The organism is Streptomyces cavernicola, from assembly GCF_029968035.1.
GTDB classification, from domain to species: Bacteria; Actinomycetota; Actinomycetes; order Streptomycetales; family Streptomycetaceae; genus Streptomyces; species Streptomyces cavernicola.
This window is the reverse complement of sequence record NZ_JASCIQ010000021.1, coordinates 77,296-96,661: the sequence shown is the minus strand read 5'-3', so window position 1 is coordinate 96,661 and position 19,366 is coordinate 77,296. Positions and strand designations below refer to the sequence as shown.

The window sequence follows — 19,366 nt, the reverse complement described above, 5'->3', positions numbered from 1 at the left end:
TTGTTTACGTCAGCGTACACAAATTACGTGTGTACAGGAGGACCCATGCCCGTACGCCTCCCCTTCGACCAGCCCGGTCCGCTCGACGTCCCGCCCCTGCTGCGTACGCTCCAGAAGCAACACCCTGTCCACCGCATCCGCACTCGGGTCGGCGACGACGCCTGGCTCGTCACCGACTACGACCAGGTGCGCAGGCTCCTCGACGATCCCCGGCTCGGCCGCTCCCACCCCGACCCCGCCCGCGCGGCCCGCTCCGGGGAGTCGGCCCTCTTCGGCGGTCCGCAGGGCGACTACGACAGCGAGAAGAGCGACCACGCGCGGATGCGGAGTCTGCTCCAGCCGCACTTCACCCCGCGTCGGATGAAGGAGTTCCGGCCCCGGGTGGAGCGGCTGACCGAACAGCTCCTGGACGAACTCGAATCCCAAAGCCCGCCCGCCGACCTCCACTTCGCACTCGCCCTCCCCCTCCCGATCCTCGTCATCTGCGAACTCCTGGGCGTGCCCTACGAGGAACGGACCCAGTTCCGCGCCTGGACGCAGGCCGCCGCCGACATCCAGGACCGCTCCCGCTCCGAACAGGGGCTGGGCGACCTGTTCGCGTACGGACAGGAACTCGTGGCGCGCAAGCGACGTGCTCCGGGCGCCGACATCATCTCCGCGCTGTGCGCGAGCGACGGCGTGCCCGACGACGAGATCGCCATGCTCTCCATGGCCCTGCTGTTCGCGGGACACGAGACGACCGTCGTCCAGATCGGCCTCGGCGCACTGCTCCTCCTCACCCACCCGGCACAGTGGCAGGCCGCAGTCGAGGACCCCGGCCTGCTGCACGGAGTGGTCGAGGAGATCCTGCGGATGCCGGGAAAGAGCGGTGGCGGCATTCCCCGCTACGCCCGCACCGACATCGAGATCGCCGGTACCACCATCACGGCCGGCGACCTCGTCATGCTCGACACCGGCGCGGCGAACCACGACCCGTCCGCCTTCACCGACCCCGACAGCTTCGACGCGACCCGCACCACGCCGGCGCACCTGACCTTCGGCCACGGTGCCCGTTACTGCATCGGCGCCCCACTGGCCCGGATGGAACTCCACGCCGTCTTCGCCCAGTTGATCCGACGCTTCCCGCACCTGCGGCTCGCCGTACCCGTCGAAGCGCTACGCGTCCGCACCGACACCCTCACCGGCGGCCTGGAGTCTCTGCCCGTGACCTGGTGACCGGCGAAAGGGGCCGTCGGCGTCCTTCCCTGCCGAGCCGGGCGCCGGAGTGGGTCATGCCGCGGCTGTCGCGGGCTGCGGTGTGCGGAAGGATGCGCTGATCCAGGCGAGGGTCAGGGAGATGGCGGCGGCGAAGGGGATCCACAGCACGCCGGGTCCGTCGACGATGATCCCGCCGATAGCGGCTGCGGCCGCGGTGCCGAGGTAGAGACCGGAGATGTTGAGCGAGATCGCCGTCATGGGTGCTTCCGGCGCGGCTTCGATGGTGCTGGCCTGCAGGGGTGGGTTGAGGGCCCAGGCGAAGACGGACCAGGCGGCGATGCCGGCCAGCAGGAGCGGGAACGGCGCGCCGAGGGCGAGGAGGGCGCCGGTGGCCGCGAGGGCGATCGCGTGGCCGCCGACGACCATCAGACGACTGCGACGGCCGCCGTAGCGATCGGCGAGCCTCCCGCCGAGGAACGCTGACGGGACACCGATGACGCCGACCAGCAGAAGCACCAGCGGCAGAGTGTCCGTGCCGCCCTGGTGCTGCTCCAGGAGAGCGGAGAGGTAGCTGTAGAACATCAACCCGCCGACTCCGCAGAGGAACACGGCCAGGACGAGCCGCAGCACCCGCGCGCTGCGCAGAGGACGCAGGCGCTCGGCCAGACCGGCTGTCGCAGCCCCCTCCAAGCGGGGCAGCCCGAGGGCCAGGACGACGATCGCGGCGAGCGCGACGATTGCGACCAGGACGAAGGTCGAGCGCCAGCCGAGCAGGGAGCCGACCCATGCCCCGACCGGCACGCCGGTGAACAGCGCCACGGTCAAACCGGCGGTGACGACCGCGAGGTAGCGGCCCTGCCGATCAGGCGGGGCCCCCTGCGCGGCGGCAGCGAACGCCGTGGAGGAAACCACTGCCGCGGCCAGCCCGGCGATGGCCCGCAGCACGATCAGGGCGCCGAAGGTGGGCGCGAGGGCAGCGGCGACGTTCGCGACCACGAACACCGCCAAGGCAGCCAGGATCACGCGGCGCCGCGGGTAGGGATCCAGCACGACCGCCATGACGGGCGCACCGATGGCGAAGGTGAGCGCGAACACGGAGATCAACTGACCGGCCATGCCCGTGGAGACCTGCAGATCGTCGGCCAGCTCGGGCAGGAGCCCGGCGATCACGAACTCGTCGGTTCCCAGGGCGAGCGTGGCGACGAAGAGCCCGACCAGCCAGCCGGGTAGGTGAAGAGGCATCATGCACGGCACCTTATTCGATGTTCGCCGAACATCGAATAAGGGGGTGGGGTGCGATACTGAACGGGTGGCCAAGGATGCTCATCACCCAGACCTCGACGACGTAGCGCTGACAACAGTCCTTGCTGCCCTGTCCGATCCACTGCGCTTGGGGCTCGTGCGCCTCTTGTCCGACGGGATCGAGCGCCAATGGGGAGAGCTGGACGCACCGGTGGCGAAGTCCACACTCAGCCACCACCTGAAGGTGCTCAGGTCCTCCGGTGTCACCCGAACTCGCGAGGAAGGCACACGCTGCTACGTACACCTGCGGTCCGACGAACTCGAGCAGCGATTCCCCGGCCTGCTGCCGAGCCTGCTGGCCACCCCAGGACACGGCGCCACCACCGTCGGCATCAAACAGCCACGTCAATCTGCCCGAGACAGCGCTCCCCCCAGACCCGGATCCGGCCGCAGAACCGTCACCAACGTCTCACCCCGCAACAACTAGAGCCTGTCCGATGGGTCCAGCCTGAGTCACGGGCTCTGACTCGCTCGCCCCATCCGAGGCAGTCGAGGCCGTCACCCAACTGTCTTGCGGTGATGCTGAGTAGGCGTTTCTGGGCGCGGGCGTTCAGGTCGCGGGTGCACTCGACAAGGGCTCGACCACCACGGGTCACCCCCGCTGAGGCTTGTCCCGAAGTCCGTCCACGTGGTGGCCCAGCACAGCTCGTAGTCGAGTCGAAGCAAGGCTTGCCCGTGCTCGGGGGTGAGCCAGACCCGCAGGGGCCGCCGCCGGGCCGAGAGCCCTCCGTGTCCCATTGGAGTCCCGCTGTCCCGAGGCACCCTGAGTGTGGTGTAGCCGTCGGGGCGCTTCTCCGGCTTGGCCGCATAGGGGTTGAGCGGTCCGTCCACATCAAGGAACAGCAGCGGTCGGTTCACGATCTCCCCCCTGCCGAACCAGGAGGCTGACGCCCTCCGCCGGGGTCGGCCCTGGGGCCTGCCTCTGCAGGATCGGCAATTGCTGGTCGCAGCTCACTGACGCACGAACTTGACGCTCCGCCAGCTTGCTCCGCTGTTCGGCGTGGTCGGAATCCGGCGCGAAGGCCGCCGTCGGACTGACCACCACGATCGCCGACGGCGGCCACCCGGGCACCGGCCCCTCGTCATGCCGCGCCTCCGCCGCAACGGTGAAGCACCGCCCAAAACAGCCCGCTTGACTAGGCGTCAGCTAATCGCCACGCGTCCTCTACTCGCCTCCGGCCTGGTCCAGCTCCGCGCACCACTACCCGCCTCCGATCAGGGTCTACGGCGGCCACATACCTCACCCACCGCTCCCGCTCGGCCTGGTACTCCTCGATGGCCTGCTCCGAGACCGCGTCGATGTAGCGGAAGTTCACGCTCAGCAACGTCCGGACGGCGGCGAGGACGCGTACGGGATCCGGGTAGGTGCGGACGAGCTCGTCGATGGCCCAGGTCAGGTGGATTTGCTGGCCGAGTCGGTAGGCCCGGACGAGGGCGGTCGGTGTGACGCCGTGCTGCGCCAGCCTCCGCGCGTACTCCCGCGCACCCTGCGGTGCTCTGAGCTCGTCAAAGCCGACCTCGCCCCGGTAGACGTCGGCCGCCAAGCGGTTCCGCTCACTGCTGACGGCGGCAGAGGCCGACTCCAGGGTGGGCGACACGTTGCGCCAGGTCGCGCGGGACGCCGACGCCGAACTCGTCTCCGACCTCTGCGAGTTCCGCAACATCGGACTGCCGTCGGCGCATCACTGGACCACGCAGCGCAACGGGGCATCGTTCGGCACCGACTACCTGTCCCGGACAGCCCTGGGCAACGCCAACATCTTCGTCAACCCGCCGAACGAAACGGCCTACTACTACCATGACCTCGACTCCACAGGTGCGCGGCTGCACGGAGCCAACACCTACACCGTCACCTTCACCGCCGACGGGACTCCGCCAGTCAAGGGCTTCTGGTCGTTGACGCTCTACGACGAGCACCACTTCTTCCACCCCAACGACTGGGCGGACGCGGCGGTCCTCGACCAGATCTGGACACCGCCGGCGGTCCACCGGCTCCCTTGCCTTGCGTCCCCTAGCCACCTCTTGCCACCGTGTGACTGCCGCGTGATGTCCCGCCGGACTCCGGCCGAGCGGATGCGGGACCGCGGCGGCTCAGGAGATGACCAGGCCGCCGTCGACGGTGAGGGTGGTGCCGGTGACGTACGCGGAGGCGTCCGACGCCAGGAACAGGACCGCGGCGGCCAGTTCGTCCGCGTCGCCGGGGCGGGAGATGGGCAGGTCGCGGACCCGGGCGTCGAGGTAGCCGTCCTCGTATTCGTCGGTCATCTCGGAGGCGAAGAATCCGGGGGCGATGGCGTTGACGCGGATGTTCTTGCGGGTGCTCCACTGCGCCGCGAGATCCCGGGTGAGTCCGAGCAGCCCCGCCTTGGAAGCGGCGTACGCGGCCTGCGGCAGTCCGGCGGTGACCAGCCCGAGAACGCTGGAGATGTTGACGACGGAGCCGCCGTCGCGCATCACGGCGGCCGTGGCCTGGGCCATCCAGTACGCGCCGGACAGGTTGACGTCGAGGACGGACCGGAACTGCTCGGGGGTCTCCCGGCCGGCGGGGACGGCGGAAGCGACCCCTGCGTTGTTGACGAGCACACCGACGGGTCCGAACGCGGCGGCGGCCTCCGCGAGTGCCCGGCAGTCGTCGGGCGAGGACACATCGGTGGGCACGCACAGCGCCCGGCGTCCGGCCTGTTCGACCAGGGCTGCGGTCCCGGCGAGGCGGTCGGCGCGGCGGGCGGCGAGGACGATGTCGGCACCCGCTTCGGCCAGGCCGCGGGCGAAGGCCACGCCGAGGCCGGAGGACGCTCCGGTGACGATGGCGACCCGGCCGTCGAGCCGAAAGCGGTCGAGGATGCTCATGGTGAACTTCCGTTCGTTCTGCTGGTGTTAGGCGTCAGATGGCGGTCGGCGTGGACCGGCTGGTGACCTGGATCAGATGGAGATGCCGCCGTCGACCGGCAGGACGACTCCGGTGACGTACCCGGCCTCCTGGGAGGCGAGGAATCCGACGGCGGCGCACATCTCGGCGGGGTCACCGAAGCGGCCGAGAGGAATGGCCGCGGTGAGCTCGGCGCGCTTGTCGTCGGGGATGGAGGCGACCATGCGGGTCTCGGCGTTCGGCGAGATGGCGTTGACGGTGACACCGAAGCGGGCGAGCTCCTTGGCGGCGGTCTTCGTGAAGCCGATGATCCCGGCCTTGGCGGTGGCGTAGTTGGCCTGGCCGACGTTGCCGTGCAGCCCGGAGTAGGAGGTCACGTTGATCACGCGCCCGTGCCCTTGGGTGCGGAAGTGGGGGACGCAGGCGCGGGTGAAGCGGAAGGTTCCGTCGGCGTGGACGGTGACCACCGCGTCCCAGTCGTCGTCGGTGAGCTTCCACAGCACCGCGTCGCGCAGAATGCCGGCGTTGTTGACCAGGACGTCGACCCGACCGGTCTCGGCCACCGCGGTGGCCACCACCTGCTCGACATCGGCGGTGTTGGCGACGTCCGCGGTGAGTGCGTGGGCGTCGATCTCCTTGGCCGCGGCGGCGAGTTCGTCCCCGTCCCGGTCGACCAGGTAGACGTGCGCGCCGCTGTTGCGGAAGAACCGGCCCAGTTCCAGGCCGATGCCGCGGGCGGCGCCGGTGACGATGACGGTGCGGCCGGTGAAGTCGTACGTGAGATTGCCCATGGGGTGCTCCTGTTCAGGTGATGACGCGTACCCGGTACGGGGTCAGCTGAGGCGTTCGAGGACGATGGCCATGCCTTGGCCGCCGCCGACGCACATGGTCTCCACGCCGAACTGCTCGTCGAGGGTGCGCAGTCCGTTGATGAGGGTGGTCATGATGCGTGCGCCGGTCATGCCGAAGGGGTGGCCGAGGGCGATCGCGCCGCCGTGCACATTGAGCCGGTCGGCGGGGATGCCCAACTCGCGGTAGGAGGCGATGACTTGTGCGGCGAACGCCTCGTTGATCTCGAAGAGGTCGATGTCCGGGACGGACAGGCCGGCGTGACCGAGCGCCTGCCGGGTGGCGCCCACGGGTCCGAGCCCCATGATCTCCGGGGAGAGTCCGGAGACTCCGGTGGCGACGATCCGGGCCAGTGGGGTGATCCCCAGCTCACGTGCCTTGGTGTCGCTCATGATGACGACGGCCGCGGCGCCGTCGTTGAGCGGGCACGCGTTTCCGGCGGTGACGGTGCCCTCCGGACGGAAGGCGGTCGACAGCCCGGCGAGGGTCTCGTACGTGGTGCCGGGGCGCGGGCTGTCGTCGGTCGCAACGACCGTGCCGTCGGGCAGGGTGACCGGCGTGATCTCCCGGGCGTAGAAGCCGTTCTTCACCGCCTCGGCGGCGAGCAGTTGGCTGCGCAGGGCGTACTCGTCCTGCTCGCGGCGGCTGATTCCGCGCACCGTGGCCACGTTCTCGGCGGTCTGGCCCATGCTGGTGTAGATGTCGGGGAGCAGGCCGTCGGCCCGTGGGTCGGACCAGCGGGCGTGGGTGTGCGCGTACTCGGCGGTGCGGGCCCGTGCTCTGGCGAAGAGCGGGTTCATGGTGTCCTCGGGGTCGAGGCCGGCCGAGGTGAAGTGCCGGTAACGGGAGACGCATTCCACGCCGGCGCTGATGAAGGCGTGGCCCTCGCCGGACTTGATCGCGTGGAACGCCATCCGCGCGGTCTGCACCGAAGACGAGCAGAACCGGTTGACGGTCGTGCCCGGCAGGGCATCGAGGCCGAGCTGGACCGCGACGCGGCGCGCGATGTTGCCGCCGTGCTCGTCGTGCGGTTCCGCGCAGCCCATGTGCAGGTCGTTGAGCTGCGTGGGGTCGAGCTCGGGGATCTGGTCGAGGGCGGCGCGGACGGCGGTGGCGGCCAGGTCGTCCGGGCGGATGTCCTTCAGGGAGCCTTTGAATGCGCGCCCGATGGGGGTGCGGGCGGTGGCGACGATGACGGCCTCGGTCATGGTGCGGTGCCTTTCGGGAGGGGTGCAGAGGGTCTACAGGCCGAGGTCGCGGCCGATCAGTTCCTTCATGATCTCGTTGGAGCCGGCCCAGATCTTGGTCACGCGGGCGTCCTGCCAGGCGCGGGCGACCCGGTATTCGTTCATGTAGCCGTAGCCGCCGTGCAGTTGGACGCAGGTGTCGAGGACGTCGTTCTGGACCTGGGCGGACCACCACTTGGCCTTCGCGGCGTCGATCGCGGTCAGCTCACCGGCCACGTGCGCGGCCACGCAGTTGTCGACGTATGCCTGGGTGACCTCGACGGCGGTCACGAGTTCGGCGAGGCGGAACTTGTTGTACTGGAAGGAGCCGACCGGTTGCCCGAACGCCCGTCGCTCCTTGGTGTATTCGATGGTCTCCCGCAGGATCTGGTCGGCGTGGGCGATGTTGGTGACCGCGGCTCCGACCCGCTCCTGCGGGAGTCGTTCCATCATGTGGATGAAGCCGCGGTCGACCTCGCCGAGCACGTTCTCGGCGGGGATCCGCATCCGGTCGAAGAACAACTCGGCGGTGTCGGCCTCCGGTTGGCCGACCTTGTCCAGCTTCCGGCCCCGCTCGAACCCCTTCGTGCCGGCTTCGACCGCGAACAGCGTGATGCCCTTGGCCTTCTTCTCCGGGCTGGTCCGGGCCGCGACCACCACGAGGTCGGCGGAGTAGCCGTTGGTGATGAAGGTCTTGGAGCCGTCGAGGATCCAGTCGGCGCCGTCCCGCACAGCGGTGGTGCGCAGGGCGGCCAGGTCCGAGCCCCCGGAGGCTTCGGTCATGCCGATCGCGGTGACCAGCGACCCGTCGCAGAAGCCTGGCAGCCACCGCTTCTTCTGCTCGTCGGTGGTCAGCTCCACCAGGTACGGCGCCACCACGTCGGTGGATGGACAGGCAGGAGGCGAAAGCGGCGGACACCTTGGCCAGTTCCTCCCCAAGGACCGCGCTGAACCGGTAGTCCCCCGCGTCGCCGCCCCCGTACTCCTCGGGCACAAGGAGGCCGAGGAAGCCCTGCTTGCCGGCCTCCGTCCACACCTGACGGTCGATGGAGCGCTGAGCGATGAACCTCTCATGGTGCGGCCGCAGTTCACGGCCGATGAACGCCTGGACGGAAGCCCGGAAAGCCTCGTGGTCGGTGTCGAAAAGGGTGCGATACATGGTTTCACCTCAGAACGGGGAGGAACGCGCCGGAATGGCCACAGCACCGAGAAATCCCACGCTAAGCAACCGCTTAGTTGGTAAGCGTTCGCTCAGTGTGCTGGCAGGAGTGGAATCCGTCAACCGGCCAGCCACGCCGGTCCGCCCAGGCCACCACCAGCGGTACTGCCCCGGCGCCCGCCTCCGACCAGGCATCAAGGTGCGACAGCACGACCGTGTGGTGATCGGCCGCCCCCTCAGACTCCGGGGCGAGCCGCCCGCAGGGCGTCCGCGAGGCCCGCCTCTGACGCCCCTGTCGCGACGGCGACGGAAAGCTGTCCGCCGAGGAAGTCACCACCGCGATCGTCGACTACTGGACCGACCAGCACCGACCAGCACGGCCCCGGCCGCACCCGGCAACCGGCGGACCGGCGACCCCGACCTGGGCGCACCTTGAACCGACCATCACGTGAGGCGCGTGTCCAGCGGTGGCGGCCACGTACTCGCGGAACGGCCCGCCGTGAATGGCCAGTTGAGCGAAGAGCGGTGCCGTGTCAGTGGCCCGTACCCGGCGGTGCTGGACGTGGTGGCGCACCAGAGCCGAGCCTCACAGACCGAAGAGGGCGGCGGCGCGCCGGGATTTGGCCTGCTCGATCCCGCGCCGCCCGCCCGCAGCCGAGGCAGGCCCTGCCGGACCCGGTGGGAAGCGCGACACGACGCCTCATTCAGAACACCCCTTCTGCGGCCTGGATTTGAGGCCGCGCCGGCGCAGGCTCGGCCCCGTCGGCGGGTACACGCGGGCTTCCCACGAGAGCGCCGACGCCCCGGCCTGGTTGGCCTGCGGCGCAACCCATAGGGTCAGGGCATGGTCGAGAAGCAGGCTCGGGGCGCGGCACGGGGACCGGGGCGCCCGCGGGAGGAGAGGGTCACTCACGCGGTGCTCGAAGCGGTCGTCGCGCTGGTCGCGGAGGAGGGGATGAGCGCGGTCACGATGGACGCGGTGGCTCTGCGTGCGGAGGTGAGCAAGCCTGCCATCTACCGGCGCTGGCCCACCAAGCAGAACCTGATCATCGCGGCTGCCGAGTCGCGCATCGGCCCCCTGTCCGTCCCCGACCTGGGGGACTTCCGTGCCGAGCTGCGCGAGGTGCTCACCGCGCGCATGGAGGCGTACCGCAGGCCCGGGACCGACCGCCTCATCGCCGGCGTCGTCGGCCTGGCGGCCGAGGCCGGAGCCGGGCGCAGCGCGTACGGGGCCTACACCGCCCGGGTCATGAGCGAGACCCGGCACATCCTGGAGCGCGGTATCGAGCGCGGGGAGGTGCGGCCCGACACCGACGTCGGGGCCGCGGCGACCCTGGTGGCCGCGCCTCTGGTGTTCCGCTTGGTGAGCGAGCAGGAGCTGCCCGACAGCCGGCTGGTGGACGAGCTGGTCGAGCTGGTCGCCCGCGCCGTGGGCGTTCAGCCCTGAGCCCAGGGTTCACGCCCGGCCGGAGTCGGCTGCCTTGAGGCGGTCCTGAAATTTTGCTGTGCCCAGGCCCTTGCCCCGACGCGTCGCAATATCGATACTCCCGTTAACGAAATTGGTTTCGTCACCGCGGAGGAGCCCTCATGGCAACGACCGTCGTCACCCCGAAGCCCGCCCTCGACAAGCCCCTGATGCACTACGGGCAGCGTGTCCTGAACCGCACGGCTCCGGGCGCCCGCCGGACCGAGTACCGGATGCTGGACATCGCACCGCTCACCCCGCACATCGGCGCCGAGATCACCGGCGTCGACCTCTCCCAGCCGATCGGCGACGGCCTCGCCGACGAGCTGCGGCAGGCCCTCCTCGAGTGGAAGGTGATCTTCTTCCGCGACCAGCACCGCTTCACCCCCGAGCACCATGTCGCGCTCGCCGGGCTCTGGGGCGAGCGGGAGGCGAACCCCTTCTTCCCCAAGGCCGACACCGCCGGTGTCTCCCGCCTGGCCAAGGACGCCGCGATGATCGGCAACGAGAACATCTGGCACAGCGACCACTCCTTCATGGCCGCGCCGGCCCTGGGTTCCGTACTGCGCGCCATCGAGGTGCCCCCCGCAGGCGGCGACACGATGTGGGCGGACATGGGGGCCGCGTACGACAACCTCTCCGAGCCCCTGAAGGACCGGATCGAGGGACTCACCGCGGTGCACGACTGGGTGCCCAGTTGGGGATCGACCATGACCGAGGACCAGATCGCCCCGCTGCGCAAGACCCTGCCGCCGGTGGAGCATCCGGTGGTCGTCCGCCACCCGCAGTCCGGACGCAAGGTGCTCTACGTCAACGAGCCCTTCACCACACGGATCGTCGGCCTGTCCGACACCGAGAGCCGCGAGCTCCTCGACGAACTCGTCCTCCAGGCCCGCGTCCCCGAGTACCAGATCCGCTTCCGCTGGCAGCCGGACTCCATCGCGATCTGGGACAACATCGCGGTCCAGCACTACGCGATCAACGACTACTTCCCGCAGCGACGCGTCATGGAGCGCATCGCGATCGCCGGCGTCCCCCTCTCCTGATCCGCTCCTCCGCCGCCCGCACCACGTGCGGTGCCGGGCCCCAGCACGCTTCCTGGAAGCAGGCCCGCTTCCACGTGCGTCCACCTCGTGACCGGCAATCCCTTTCGGAGGACCTCGTGACCGCCGCCGGAACCGCACCCAGACAGTTCGACAAGACCCCGCCGGCAGGCCGGGGCGCCGGCGCCCGCGCCTGGACCGTCACCGCCCTGCTCGTGGTCTTCATGATGGTCAACTTCGCGGACAAGTCCGTGCTCGGCCTCGCGGCCGAGCAGATCCGCACGGACATGGGCCTGTCGGCCACCGACTTCGGACTCGCCAACAGCGCCTTCTTCCTGCTCTTCTCCGTCGCCGGCGCCGCGGTGGGGCTGCTCGCCGACCGCGTACGACCGAAATGGCTGCTCCTGGCCATGGCCCTGCTCTGGTCGATCGCTCAGACACCGGCCGCGCTGGGCGGCGGTCTGGCCGTACTGATCGGGTCGCGCGTCATGCTGGGCGCGGCCGAAGGTCCCGCCTTCCCCGTCGCCCAGCAGGCCGCGATGTCCTGGTTCCCCAACCATCGGCGCAACCTCCCCGGGGCCCTGGTCACCCTCGGCGTCACCCTGGGCGTGATCACCGCCGCACCCGGCCTGACCTGGGTCATCAACCACCATGGCTGGCGTGCCGCGCTCTGGGTGCTGGCCGCCGTCGGAGTGCTGTGGGCCGTCGCCTGGGCCCTCCTCGGCGCCGACGGACCGTACCGGACCAACACCCCGGAGGCCCCCTCCACCACCTCCGGGCCCGTCTCCGACACCGCTGCGGCCAGGCCCGCCTACCGGCGGATCCTGGGCACCCGCACCTGGCTCGGCACCACCCTCGCGTACTTCACCAGCTACTGGACGCTGGCGCTGATGCTCGCCTGGCTGCCCTCCTACCTACGCAGCGGCCTGGGCCACTCCCCAAGCGCCTCCGCCAACCTCGTCGCCCTCACCTGGGTCCTGGGCGGACTCACACTGCTCGGCCAGGCCGCCGTCACCGGATGGCTCATGCGCCGCGGCGTCAGCAGCCGCTGGGCGCGCGGCAGAGTCGGCAGCGGCCTGCTGTTCATCGGTGCGGCCGCCTGCCTGGCCGTACCCCTGGTGGACGGCACGGCAGCGAAGACCGCACTCCTTGCCGTCGGCCTCGGACTGGGCGGTTCCTTCGCGGCCGTCGCGGTCACCACCATCACCGAACTGGCCCCGCCCGCCCGGCGCGGCGGCGCCCTCGGCACGATGAACGCCACCGTCACCACCGCGGGCCTCATCGCCCCCGCCGTCGTCGGACACCTGCTCGACACCCAGGGCGAGACCGGCTACCAGAGCGCCATCGTGCTCTCCGGAGCCCTCCTGCTCCTTGGCGCCCTCGCGGCCCTCACCCTCATCGACCCGGCCCGCGACGCCACCCGCGCCAACACCTGACACACCACGGCCCGCCGACTGCGACGCGCGTCGGCCGCTCATGTCCCACACCTGACCGAAGGACGACGACAGATGCTCAACCTTGCCATGCTGCTTGAGGATTCCGCACGCGAGCAGCCGTCGCGTGAGGCGGTCGTGTGCGGATCAACACGGCTGTCCTACGCGGCAGTTGAGGCGGCAGCCAACCAAGTGGCGCATCTGCTGGTCGCCTCCGGTATCGAGCCGGGCGACAGGGTCGCGCTCGCCTGCCCCAACGTGCCGTACTTCCCGATCGTCTACTACGGCATCCTCAAGGCGGGCGGCGTCGTCGTACCACTCAACGTCCTGCTCAAGTCCCGTGAGATCGCCTACCACTTGGAGGACTCGCAGGCGAAGGCGTTCCTCTGCTTCGAAGGCACAGAGCAGCTCCGCCTCGGGGACGAAGGCTGGGCCGGCTTCCAGGCGGCGGAGAAGTGCGAGCACTTCTTCCTCCTGACCGCGGATCCCACAGCCTCCTCACCGATCGCCGGCGCACAGACGCTCGGTGCCGCCCTTGAGGGCCGGCCGACGACGTTCGAGACCGTGCCGACCGAGCCGCAGGACACCGCGGTCATCCTCTACACCAGCGGCACCACCGGGCAGCCCAAGGGCGCCGAACTCAGCCACGCGAACATGCTGCTCAACGCCCGGCTCTACGACGTGATGTACGAGTGGCACCCACACGACGTACAGCTCATCGCCCTACCGCTGTTCCACAGCTTCGCCCAGACCACACAGATGAACGCCGGTTTCTACTCCCGCGCGACGCTGGTCCTGCTCCCCCGCTTCTCCGCGGCCGACGTGCTGACGCTGACGCAACGCGAGCAGGTCACCTTCTTCGCGGGCGTCCCGACGATGTACTGGGAACTGCTCAACGCCGACACCGACAGCATCGACCTCGATGCCGTCCGCGCAACGCTCCGGGTGGCCGTCTCGGGCGGCGCCCCGCTGCCACCGGCGGTTCTGCGCGGCTTCACCGAGAAGTTCGGCGTGCAGATCCTGGAGGGGTACGGCCTCTCCGAGACCTGCCCCACCGCCACCTTCAACCGCCAGGACCGGCCCGTCCGACCGGGCTCGATCGGCCTGCCGGTATGGGGCGTTGAGGTCCGGGTCGTCGACGAGGACGGCCGGGAGGCACCCGTCGGCGAGCCGGGCGAACTGGTCATCAAGGGCCACAACGTCATGAAGGGCTACTTCGGACGCCCCGCGGAGACGGCCGAGGCACTGCGCGACGGGTGGTTCCACACCGGCGACATCGGCCGCCGCGACGAGGACGGCTACCTCTACATCGTCGACCGGGTCAAGGACCTCATCATCCGCGGCGGCTTCAACGTCTACCCGCGCGAGGTCGAGGAAGCCCTCATGACCCACCCCGCCGTCAGCCTCGCCGCCGTCGTCGGCGTACCGCACAACCGCCACGGCGAGGAAGTCAAAGCCTTCGTGATCCCCACCCCCGAAAGCACCGTCACCGAGGACGAGCTGGTGGCGTGGAGCAAGGCGGCCATGGCCGGCCACAAGTACCCACGGCTCGTGGAATTCCGCGAAGCCCTGCCGCTCGGCCCCACCGGAAAGATCCTCAAGCGCGAGCTGGCCTGACACCGCCCCGCCCCCCAAGGAGAGCGACCACCGATGAACCACCGCAGCAAGATCTACGTCGACGGGGCCTGGACCCCGTCCACCGGCAGCGAGACCACACAGGTCGTCAACGCCGCGACCGAACAGGTCATGGGAAGCACCCCCGCCGGCACCGCCGAGGACGTCGACCGCGCGGTGACCGCCGCCCGACGGGCCTTCGCGGACTGGTCGCAGACCCCCGCCGAACAGCGTGCGAAGCTGCTCGACCGCGCCGTCGAGGCCCTCCTCGACCGCCAGACCGAGCTCGCCACCCTGATCAGCCAAGAGGTCGGCATGCCCTACCTCCACAGCAACCTCATCCAAGTCGGCCTGCCCGTCATGTCGTTCGCCACCGCCGCCGAACTCGCCCGCTCCTACGCCTTCACCGAACAGCAGCACAACTCCCTCGTCGTACGCGAACCGATCGGCGTGGTCGGCGCCATCACCCCCTGGAACTACCCGCTGCACCAGATCGCCGCCAAGATCGCCCCGGCCCTGGCCACCGGCTGCACCGTCGTCCTCAAGCCCAGCGAAGTGGCACCGCTGAACGCCTTCGTCCTCGCCGACATACTCCACGAAGTCGGCCTGCCCGACGGGGTGTTCAACCTGGTGAGCGGCAAGGGAACAGTGGTCGGTGAAGCCATCGCCGCCCACCCCGAGGTGGACATGGTGTCCTTCACCGGGTCGACGCGGGCCGGGCGCCGCGTCGCTGAACTCGCCGCCGCCACGGTCAAGCGGGTCGCCCTCGAACTGGGCGGCAAGTCCCCACTCATCGTCCTCGACGACGCCGACCTCACCGCCGCCGTGACCCGCGGCGTGACCGCCTGCTTCCTCAACACCGGACAGACCTGCTCCGCCCTCACCCGGCTGATCGTGCCCCGCGCCCGCCTTGCGGAGGCCGAGCAGATCGCCAAGACCGTCGCCGAGGCCATCCCGGTCGGCGACCCGTTCCAGCCCGGCACCGTCCTCGGCCCGGTCATCTCCGACCGGCAGCGCGAAACCGTACGCGACTACATACGCCGCGGCATCGAAGAAGGCGCCCGCCTGGTGACCGGCGGCACCGAACCACCCCAGAGCCTCGACACCGGCTACTACGTACAACCCACCGTCTTCTCCGACACCACCCGCGACATGGCCATCGTCCAGGAAGAGATCTTCGGCCCCGTACTCGTCATCCAGGCGTACGACGACGAGGACGACGCGATCCGCATCGCCAACGACACCCCTTACGGACTCAACGCCGGAGTGTTCTCCGCCGACCTCGACCGAGCCCAGCACGTCGCACGCCGCATCCGCAGCGGACAGGTCGAGATCAACGGCGCCCCCTGGAACCACCACGCCCCCTTCGGCGGCTACAAGCAGTCCGGCACCGGACGCGAACTCGGCACCCACGGCCTCGAAGAGTTCCTGGAGACCAAGGCCATCCAACTGCCCTGACCCGCACCCGACTCCCACCGGATCCCCGACCCTGGAGACGTTGACGCAGATGAGCACTTCGCCCCAGCCGAACGCTTCCCTCACCGACACCCAACGAGCCGGCATCGCGGCGCTCGCCACCACACTGGGAGCCCCTGCCTGTGCTGCCGCGGACGCCGCAATCGCCCTCGGCCAGCTGCCCCACGAGCAGCGGACCGGCCTGCTCCAACTCCTGGAGGCCATGGACTTCCTGGGCCTGCGGCACCAGCCGCCGCACCTTCGTCGGACCCTCGTCCGCATCGTCGAGAACACCTCCCCCGACACCAAAGCCGGGATGGACGGCTGGCGCCACCTGACCAACGCTCCATAACGGCCGACCAGCCTCACGCAGCCCCAGATGGCCGCGACCGCGACCGCGGCGGGCCCTCGGACTGCGGCACCGTCCGCCGGCCGGAAGACGCTCCCGTGCCGGGGGCACCGGATACAGGCCTCCAGCGCCTTGCCCTCGTCCAGGGGGGGCATCCGGCATGGGTACAGACGGCCGACAGCTCCGATTCTCACCGACCGAGGTCATCGATTGGATGGCGAAGCATTGCCGGGATTCGTCGTAGCACATCCATGCGCCATCTGCTCCGCATGGCCGCAACCAACGGGGTGGCAGGGAATGGCGATCCGGCGTGGTCGCTGCCCTCCACACCGCTCCCCCGAGCATCCTCCTGACTCATGGAGGCGCCGTGATCAACCATCCCAACATCGCCGTGTTCAAGCGCGCCATGAATGCCTTCACCGCAGGCAACATGGACGCCCTCGCAGAAGTTTTCCACCCCGACGTGCGATGGCACGTGCCTGGGCAATCCCCGCTGGCGGGCGACTTCCAGGGCCGTGACGCCACCTTCGCCTCGTTCGAGCTCGATTTCCGACTCTCCGGCGGCACTTACCGACCACAACTCCACGATGTGCTCGCCAACGACGCGCACACCGTCGCCCTGTTGCACGCAACTGCGTCCCGTGAAGGGAAGGAACTCGACATGGACTACGCCATCGTGTTCCACATCAGCGACGGAAGGATCACTGAGGGCTGGGAACTGTGGACTGATCTGAGAGCGTTCGACGCTTTCTGGTCGTAGAGTCCCGCCCCGGCGTGCGCACCGGCCGAGGGGCAGCGCTGCCTCAGAGCGCTGCCCGGTGAGATCGACCCTTTCGTCCCGTACGGCGCCGAGGCAATCCTTTGGCGAGATCGCACCGAGGCATCCGACGCGATCTCGAACTGGGCGAGCGGCGTTATCCCAGAGCGGACTCATTTGCCCGGTCTCAGTTGACCGCCTGACGCTTCTCCGGCCGCCCACGTCTTCGCGTCCTCGTGCCGCTCCTCCCGGCCATGGCGTACGCAGACGTCATGGCCAGGCATGCGTGGGCACCTTCGCCACCCGAGCCCCCAGCGCCGCCACTTCAGGGCCGCGGGTCCCTGGTCTGCCCGACGCAGAGACCCTGCATGTCCAAAACCGACCGCCAACCGAAACCGCCCGGTCGCTGACGCCGGCGAGGCTGACGCAAACAGCCAGCACCAGGACTAGGGCGTCTCCTTCGGATCTTGCCGGGGGCGCAGGGCATGCTCGCGGTTCGGTGCACAGCGGATGCCGACTCCGGCGCGCGTGTGCCCGCCGAGGGATGGTTCCTCTCTGCGTGTCAGACTCTCAACGGTGGCAGCGAGGCGAAGAAATCAGGGTCAAGCGCCAGGGACTTCGGCCCAGAGTTGCAGCAACCATTCCTCGACGCCCTCGAAGTGCATCTCGTCGACAGAGCGGGCTGCTGCTTCTGCGCGACCGCGGCAGTAGGCACGGAGATGGAATCTTCCGGACGCACCGAGTTCCGCTGGGCCTCCACAGGGGCTGTGGTCCCACTCTCGCAGTTCGACCCGCCCGGTCTGACTGTTGATCACAGCCTCCTCCAGGGCTTCCCAGGAGCCCTCGGCTCGGGGTGGTTCATCAGGCCAGACTTCGAGACTGACGTCCGGGTAGAAGTCATTGGCCGCCGTGCGGAACAGTACGCCGCGATCCCCTTGGATCACGATGCGGTCGGACCCCTTCCACGAGGGGAACTCGGGCAGCGACTCCTCATCGGCCAGCAGGAACTGCCGGTATTCGACGCGAGGACGCCGATGGGCGGTAGCCAGAGGGCTGTTGGCGCTGGCCATGAGCGGGCTTCCTTTCATAGGCCCGTCGCTACTACGGCGGACGACGCCGGCGCAGCGACGGGGCCAGCTTGCTACTGGGGGCGTCTGCGGCGACCACTGGATGACGATCACGTAGAAGCCGTCATCTTCCAGCACCCGCCGGCGGTTGCAGAAGGCCAGCTCGGGCCGCTCCTGCGCGTCGGCGATGCGCTGGGCGCTTTCGATCACGTCAGGGTTGCTGGTGCTCAGGTTCGCCCGTTCGCCACAAATCCCCCTGTGTGGCTGCCAGTTGGGCCTTCACGGTAGAACGCACCACTGGCAATTCCCCCCGACCCGCACACACGTACACGGCCAGACTGCCGCCGAGGGGCACATCAAGCTCCTCCATCACCCCTGGCAGTCACTGCATGTAGTCGACTGCGCCCCGCCGGATTCGGGGGCGGTAGATTTTCGGCATGGCGATACGTGGTGGCGATGATGCCGAGTCCGTACGCGAAAGGCCGGCGAGCGGGGGCGCGGATCCGAGCACCCATCAGCTCCGGCTCTTTCTCACCCTGGCGGAGGAACTGCACTTCGGGCGGGCCGCCGCGCGGCTGTTCATCACCCAGCCTGCATTCAGCCAGCAGATCCGGTCCCTGGAACGGCGTCTGGGGCTCCAGTTGATCGACCGGACCTCCCGAGCTGTGGAGTTGACCCCCGCTGGGCGTGCCCTGCTACCGAGAGCACGTGCCGTCACGGAAGCCATGGCTGAACTGCGTCGCGAGGCCGAGGCCCGGTCGCGGGCGGTGGCCGAACGCATCGTGATCGGCACGCTCTCGGCCGAGCCCGCGATGCCGCACACCCACGCCATCCTCGACGAACTGAACAAGCGGCAGCCAGGACTGACCGTCGAAATACGCAGCCTCAACTTCGTCAACCAGTACGACGCGTTGGCCTCTGGCGAAGTGGACGCCGCTTTTCTGCGTCCGCCGGCCCCGCCTGGCATCCAGGTGTTGCAACTGGCCGAGGAGCCCCGCGTCGTCTGCCTCCCGGCCGAAGACCCCCTCGCGGGCGAGGCCGAGGTGAGACTGGATCAGCTCTCCGGACGCCCCATGGTCACCATGCCGCCGGAGTCGCCCAAGGAGTGGCGTGACTACTGGGCCATCAACCCACGCCCCGACGGATCGCCCCTCCACTTCGGCCCGTTGGCCGTAGACGTGGAAGGAGTGCTGCACGCGGTCTCACGCAGACAGGCCATCGGCATCCTCCCCGCCTCGGCCCGCACCTTCTACCCCCGCCCCGGCATCGTCTACCGGGACCTAACGGACGCCCCCTCGTGCACGATGGCCCTCGCATGGTTCGCCAAGAACCGCGACCGCGCCGACATCGCCCTGCTCCGGAACATCGCACACTCCGTCGTACACAACACCGCATTACAAGAAGAGACCACCGCTTTACAAGAAGAGACCCCCGACTAGAACCAGCCCAACCACCCGTGGCGGAGGGCAGGGGGGCCAGCCCGGGGCGCCGAGGAGCGGCGCCATCAACGTCGAGTTGTGGGCCTCCAGGCTGACCCGCGAACACCGACCAGACCGGGGTCCGCCGTGGGCGCATGCGGCG

The 19,366-nt window shown here is 69.4% G+C and carries 16 protein-coding genes and 4 pseudogenes; 12 read left to right on the top strand and 8 right to left on the bottom strand.

Annotated elements, in window-relative coordinates; all coding sequences use genetic code 11:
* The first annotated feature begins 45 nt into the window (after nucleotides 1-45).
* Nucleotides 46-1,215 carry a cytochrome P450 gene (locus QIS96_RS20730; protein WP_282544152.1) on the top strand — a complete coding sequence of 390 codons (1,170 nt, stop codon included), beginning with the start codon at nucleotides 46-48 and terminating at the stop codon, nucleotides 1,213-1,215.
* 54 nt (nucleotides 1,216-1,269) lie between these two features.
* Here QIS96_RS20730 and QIS96_RS20725 read toward each other — a convergent pair whose 3' ends face one another.
* Nucleotides 1,270-2,442 (bottom strand): MFS transporter, encoded by a 1,173-nt coding sequence (locus tag QIS96_RS20725; protein ID WP_282544151.1) that lies wholly within the window; start codon nucleotides 2,440-2,442, stop codon nucleotides 1,270-1,272.
* On the opposite strand from QIS96_RS20725, the gene QIS96_RS37735 reads away from it, so the two are divergent.
* Nucleotides 2,441-2,926: an ArsR/SmtB family transcription factor gene (locus QIS96_RS37735; protein WP_349017403.1), complete on the top strand. Its 486-nt coding sequence runs from the start codon at nucleotides 2,441-2,443 to the stop codon at nucleotides 2,924-2,926. The two genes, QIS96_RS20725 and QIS96_RS37735, sit on opposite strands and share 2 nt — an antisense overlap.
* A gap of 191 nt (nucleotides 2,927-3,117) precedes the next feature.
* On the opposite strand, the pseudogene QIS96_RS20715 reads toward QIS96_RS37735, so the two are convergent.
* Nucleotides 3,118-3,357, bottom strand: a pseudogene (locus QIS96_RS20715) (hypothetical protein); the annotation flags it as partial.
* 19 nt (nucleotides 3,358-3,376) lie between these two features.
* Between QIS96_RS20715 and QIS96_RS37895 the strand changes: the two are divergent.
* Nucleotides 3,377-3,454, top strand: a pseudogene (locus QIS96_RS37895) (IS5/IS1182 family transposase); the annotation flags it as partial.
* Between the two features lie 181 nt (nucleotides 3,455-3,635).
* On the opposite strand, the gene QIS96_RS20710 reads toward QIS96_RS37895, so the two are convergent.
* Nucleotides 3,636-4,163: a hypothetical protein gene (locus tag QIS96_RS20710; protein WP_282544150.1), complete on the bottom strand. Its 528-nt coding sequence runs from the start codon at nucleotides 4,161-4,163 to the stop codon at nucleotides 3,636-3,638.
* On the opposite strand from QIS96_RS20710, the pseudogene QIS96_RS20705 reads away from it, so the two are divergent.
* Nucleotides 4,087-4,440: pseudogene (locus QIS96_RS20705) on the top strand (DUF1214 domain-containing protein); the annotation flags it as partial. The gene QIS96_RS20710 and the pseudogene QIS96_RS20705 overlap by 77 nt on opposite strands.
* A gap of 150 nt (nucleotides 4,441-4,590) precedes the next feature.
* Here the strand turns inward: QIS96_RS20705 and QIS96_RS20700 are convergent.
* From QIS96_RS20700 to QIS96_RS20685, 4 genes and pseudogenes are all read right to left on the bottom strand, one after another.
* Complete coding sequence (locus QIS96_RS20700; RefSeq protein ID WP_282544149.1) at nucleotides 4,591-5,349, bottom strand: SDR family NAD(P)-dependent oxidoreductase; 759 nt, start codon at nucleotides 5,347-5,349, stop codon at nucleotides 4,591-4,593.
* A 72-nt stretch (nucleotides 5,350-5,421) separates the two neighbouring features.
* Nucleotides 5,422-6,159 carry an SDR family oxidoreductase gene (locus tag QIS96_RS20695; protein WP_282544148.1) on the bottom strand — a complete coding sequence of 246 codons (738 nt, stop codon included), beginning with the start codon at nucleotides 6,157-6,159 and terminating at the stop codon, nucleotides 5,422-5,424.
* A gap of 42 nt (nucleotides 6,160-6,201) precedes the next feature.
* Complete coding sequence (locus tag QIS96_RS20690) at nucleotides 6,202-7,425, bottom strand: acetyl-CoA C-acetyltransferase (protein WP_282544147.1); 1,224 nt, start codon at nucleotides 7,423-7,425, stop codon at nucleotides 6,202-6,204.
* A gap of 33 nt (nucleotides 7,426-7,458) precedes the next feature.
* Nucleotides 7,459-8,602, bottom strand: a pseudogene (locus QIS96_RS20685) (acyl-CoA dehydrogenase family protein).
* Nucleotides 8,603-9,446: 844 nt separating this feature from the next.
* Here QIS96_RS20685 and QIS96_RS20680 point away from each other — a divergent pair.
* The 7 genes from QIS96_RS20680 to QIS96_RS20645 all read left to right on the top strand — a co-directional run bounded on the left by QIS96_RS20680 (nucleotide 9,447) and on the right by QIS96_RS20645 (nucleotide 16,721).
* Nucleotides 9,447-10,049 (top strand): TetR/AcrR family transcriptional regulator, encoded by a 603-nt coding sequence (locus QIS96_RS20680; protein WP_282544146.1) that lies wholly within the window; start codon nucleotides 9,447-9,449, stop codon nucleotides 10,047-10,049.
* A gap of 140 nt (nucleotides 10,050-10,189) precedes the next feature.
* The gene (locus QIS96_RS20675) at nucleotides 10,190-11,113 is read left to right on the top strand and encodes a TauD/TfdA dioxygenase family protein (protein WP_282544145.1); all 924 of its coding nucleotides are present in this window, start codon (nucleotides 10,190-10,192) and stop codon (nucleotides 11,111-11,113) included.
* Nucleotides 11,114-11,229: 116 nt separating this feature from the next.
* On the top strand, nucleotides 11,230-12,546 hold the full coding sequence (locus QIS96_RS20670; protein ID WP_282544144.1) for an MFS transporter: 1,317 nt from the start codon (nucleotides 11,230-11,232) through the stop codon (nucleotides 12,544-12,546).
* Nucleotides 12,547-12,618: 72 nt separating this feature from the next.
* Nucleotides 12,619-14,160, top strand: a complete 1,542-nt coding sequence (locus QIS96_RS20665; RefSeq protein ID WP_282544143.1) for a long-chain-fatty-acid--CoA ligase — start codon at nucleotides 12,619-12,621, stop codon at nucleotides 14,158-14,160.
* Nucleotides 14,161-14,193: 33 nt separating this feature from the next.
* Nucleotides 14,194-15,615, top strand: coding sequence for an aldehyde dehydrogenase family protein (locus QIS96_RS20660; protein WP_282544142.1), 1,422 nt, complete (start codon nucleotides 14,194-14,196; stop codon nucleotides 15,613-15,615).
* A 49-nt stretch (nucleotides 15,616-15,664) separates the two neighbouring features.
* Entirely contained in the window at nucleotides 15,665-15,964 is a 300-nt protein-coding gene (locus QIS96_RS20655; protein WP_282544141.1) for a hypothetical protein, read from the top strand.
* A gap of 364 nt (nucleotides 15,965-16,328) precedes the next feature.
* A complete protein-coding gene (locus QIS96_RS20645) occupies nucleotides 16,329-16,721 on the top strand; it encodes a nuclear transport factor 2 family protein (protein ID WP_282544140.1) in 393 nt (130 codons plus the stop codon).
* A 599-nt stretch (nucleotides 16,722-17,320) separates the two neighbouring features.
* On the opposite strand, the gene QIS96_RS20640 is transcribed toward QIS96_RS20645, so the two are convergent.
* Nucleotides 17,321-17,995, bottom strand: a complete 675-nt coding sequence (locus QIS96_RS20640; RefSeq protein ID WP_282544139.1) for a hypothetical protein — start codon at nucleotides 17,993-17,995, stop codon at nucleotides 17,321-17,323.
* A gap of 227 nt (nucleotides 17,996-18,222) precedes the next feature.
* On the opposite strand from QIS96_RS20640, the gene QIS96_RS20635 reads away from it, so the two are divergent.
* Nucleotides 18,223-19,224, top strand: coding sequence for a LysR family transcriptional regulator (locus QIS96_RS20635; RefSeq protein ID WP_282544138.1), 1,002 nt, complete (start codon nucleotides 18,223-18,225; stop codon nucleotides 19,222-19,224).
* Nucleotides 19,225-19,366 lie beyond the last annotated feature (142 nt).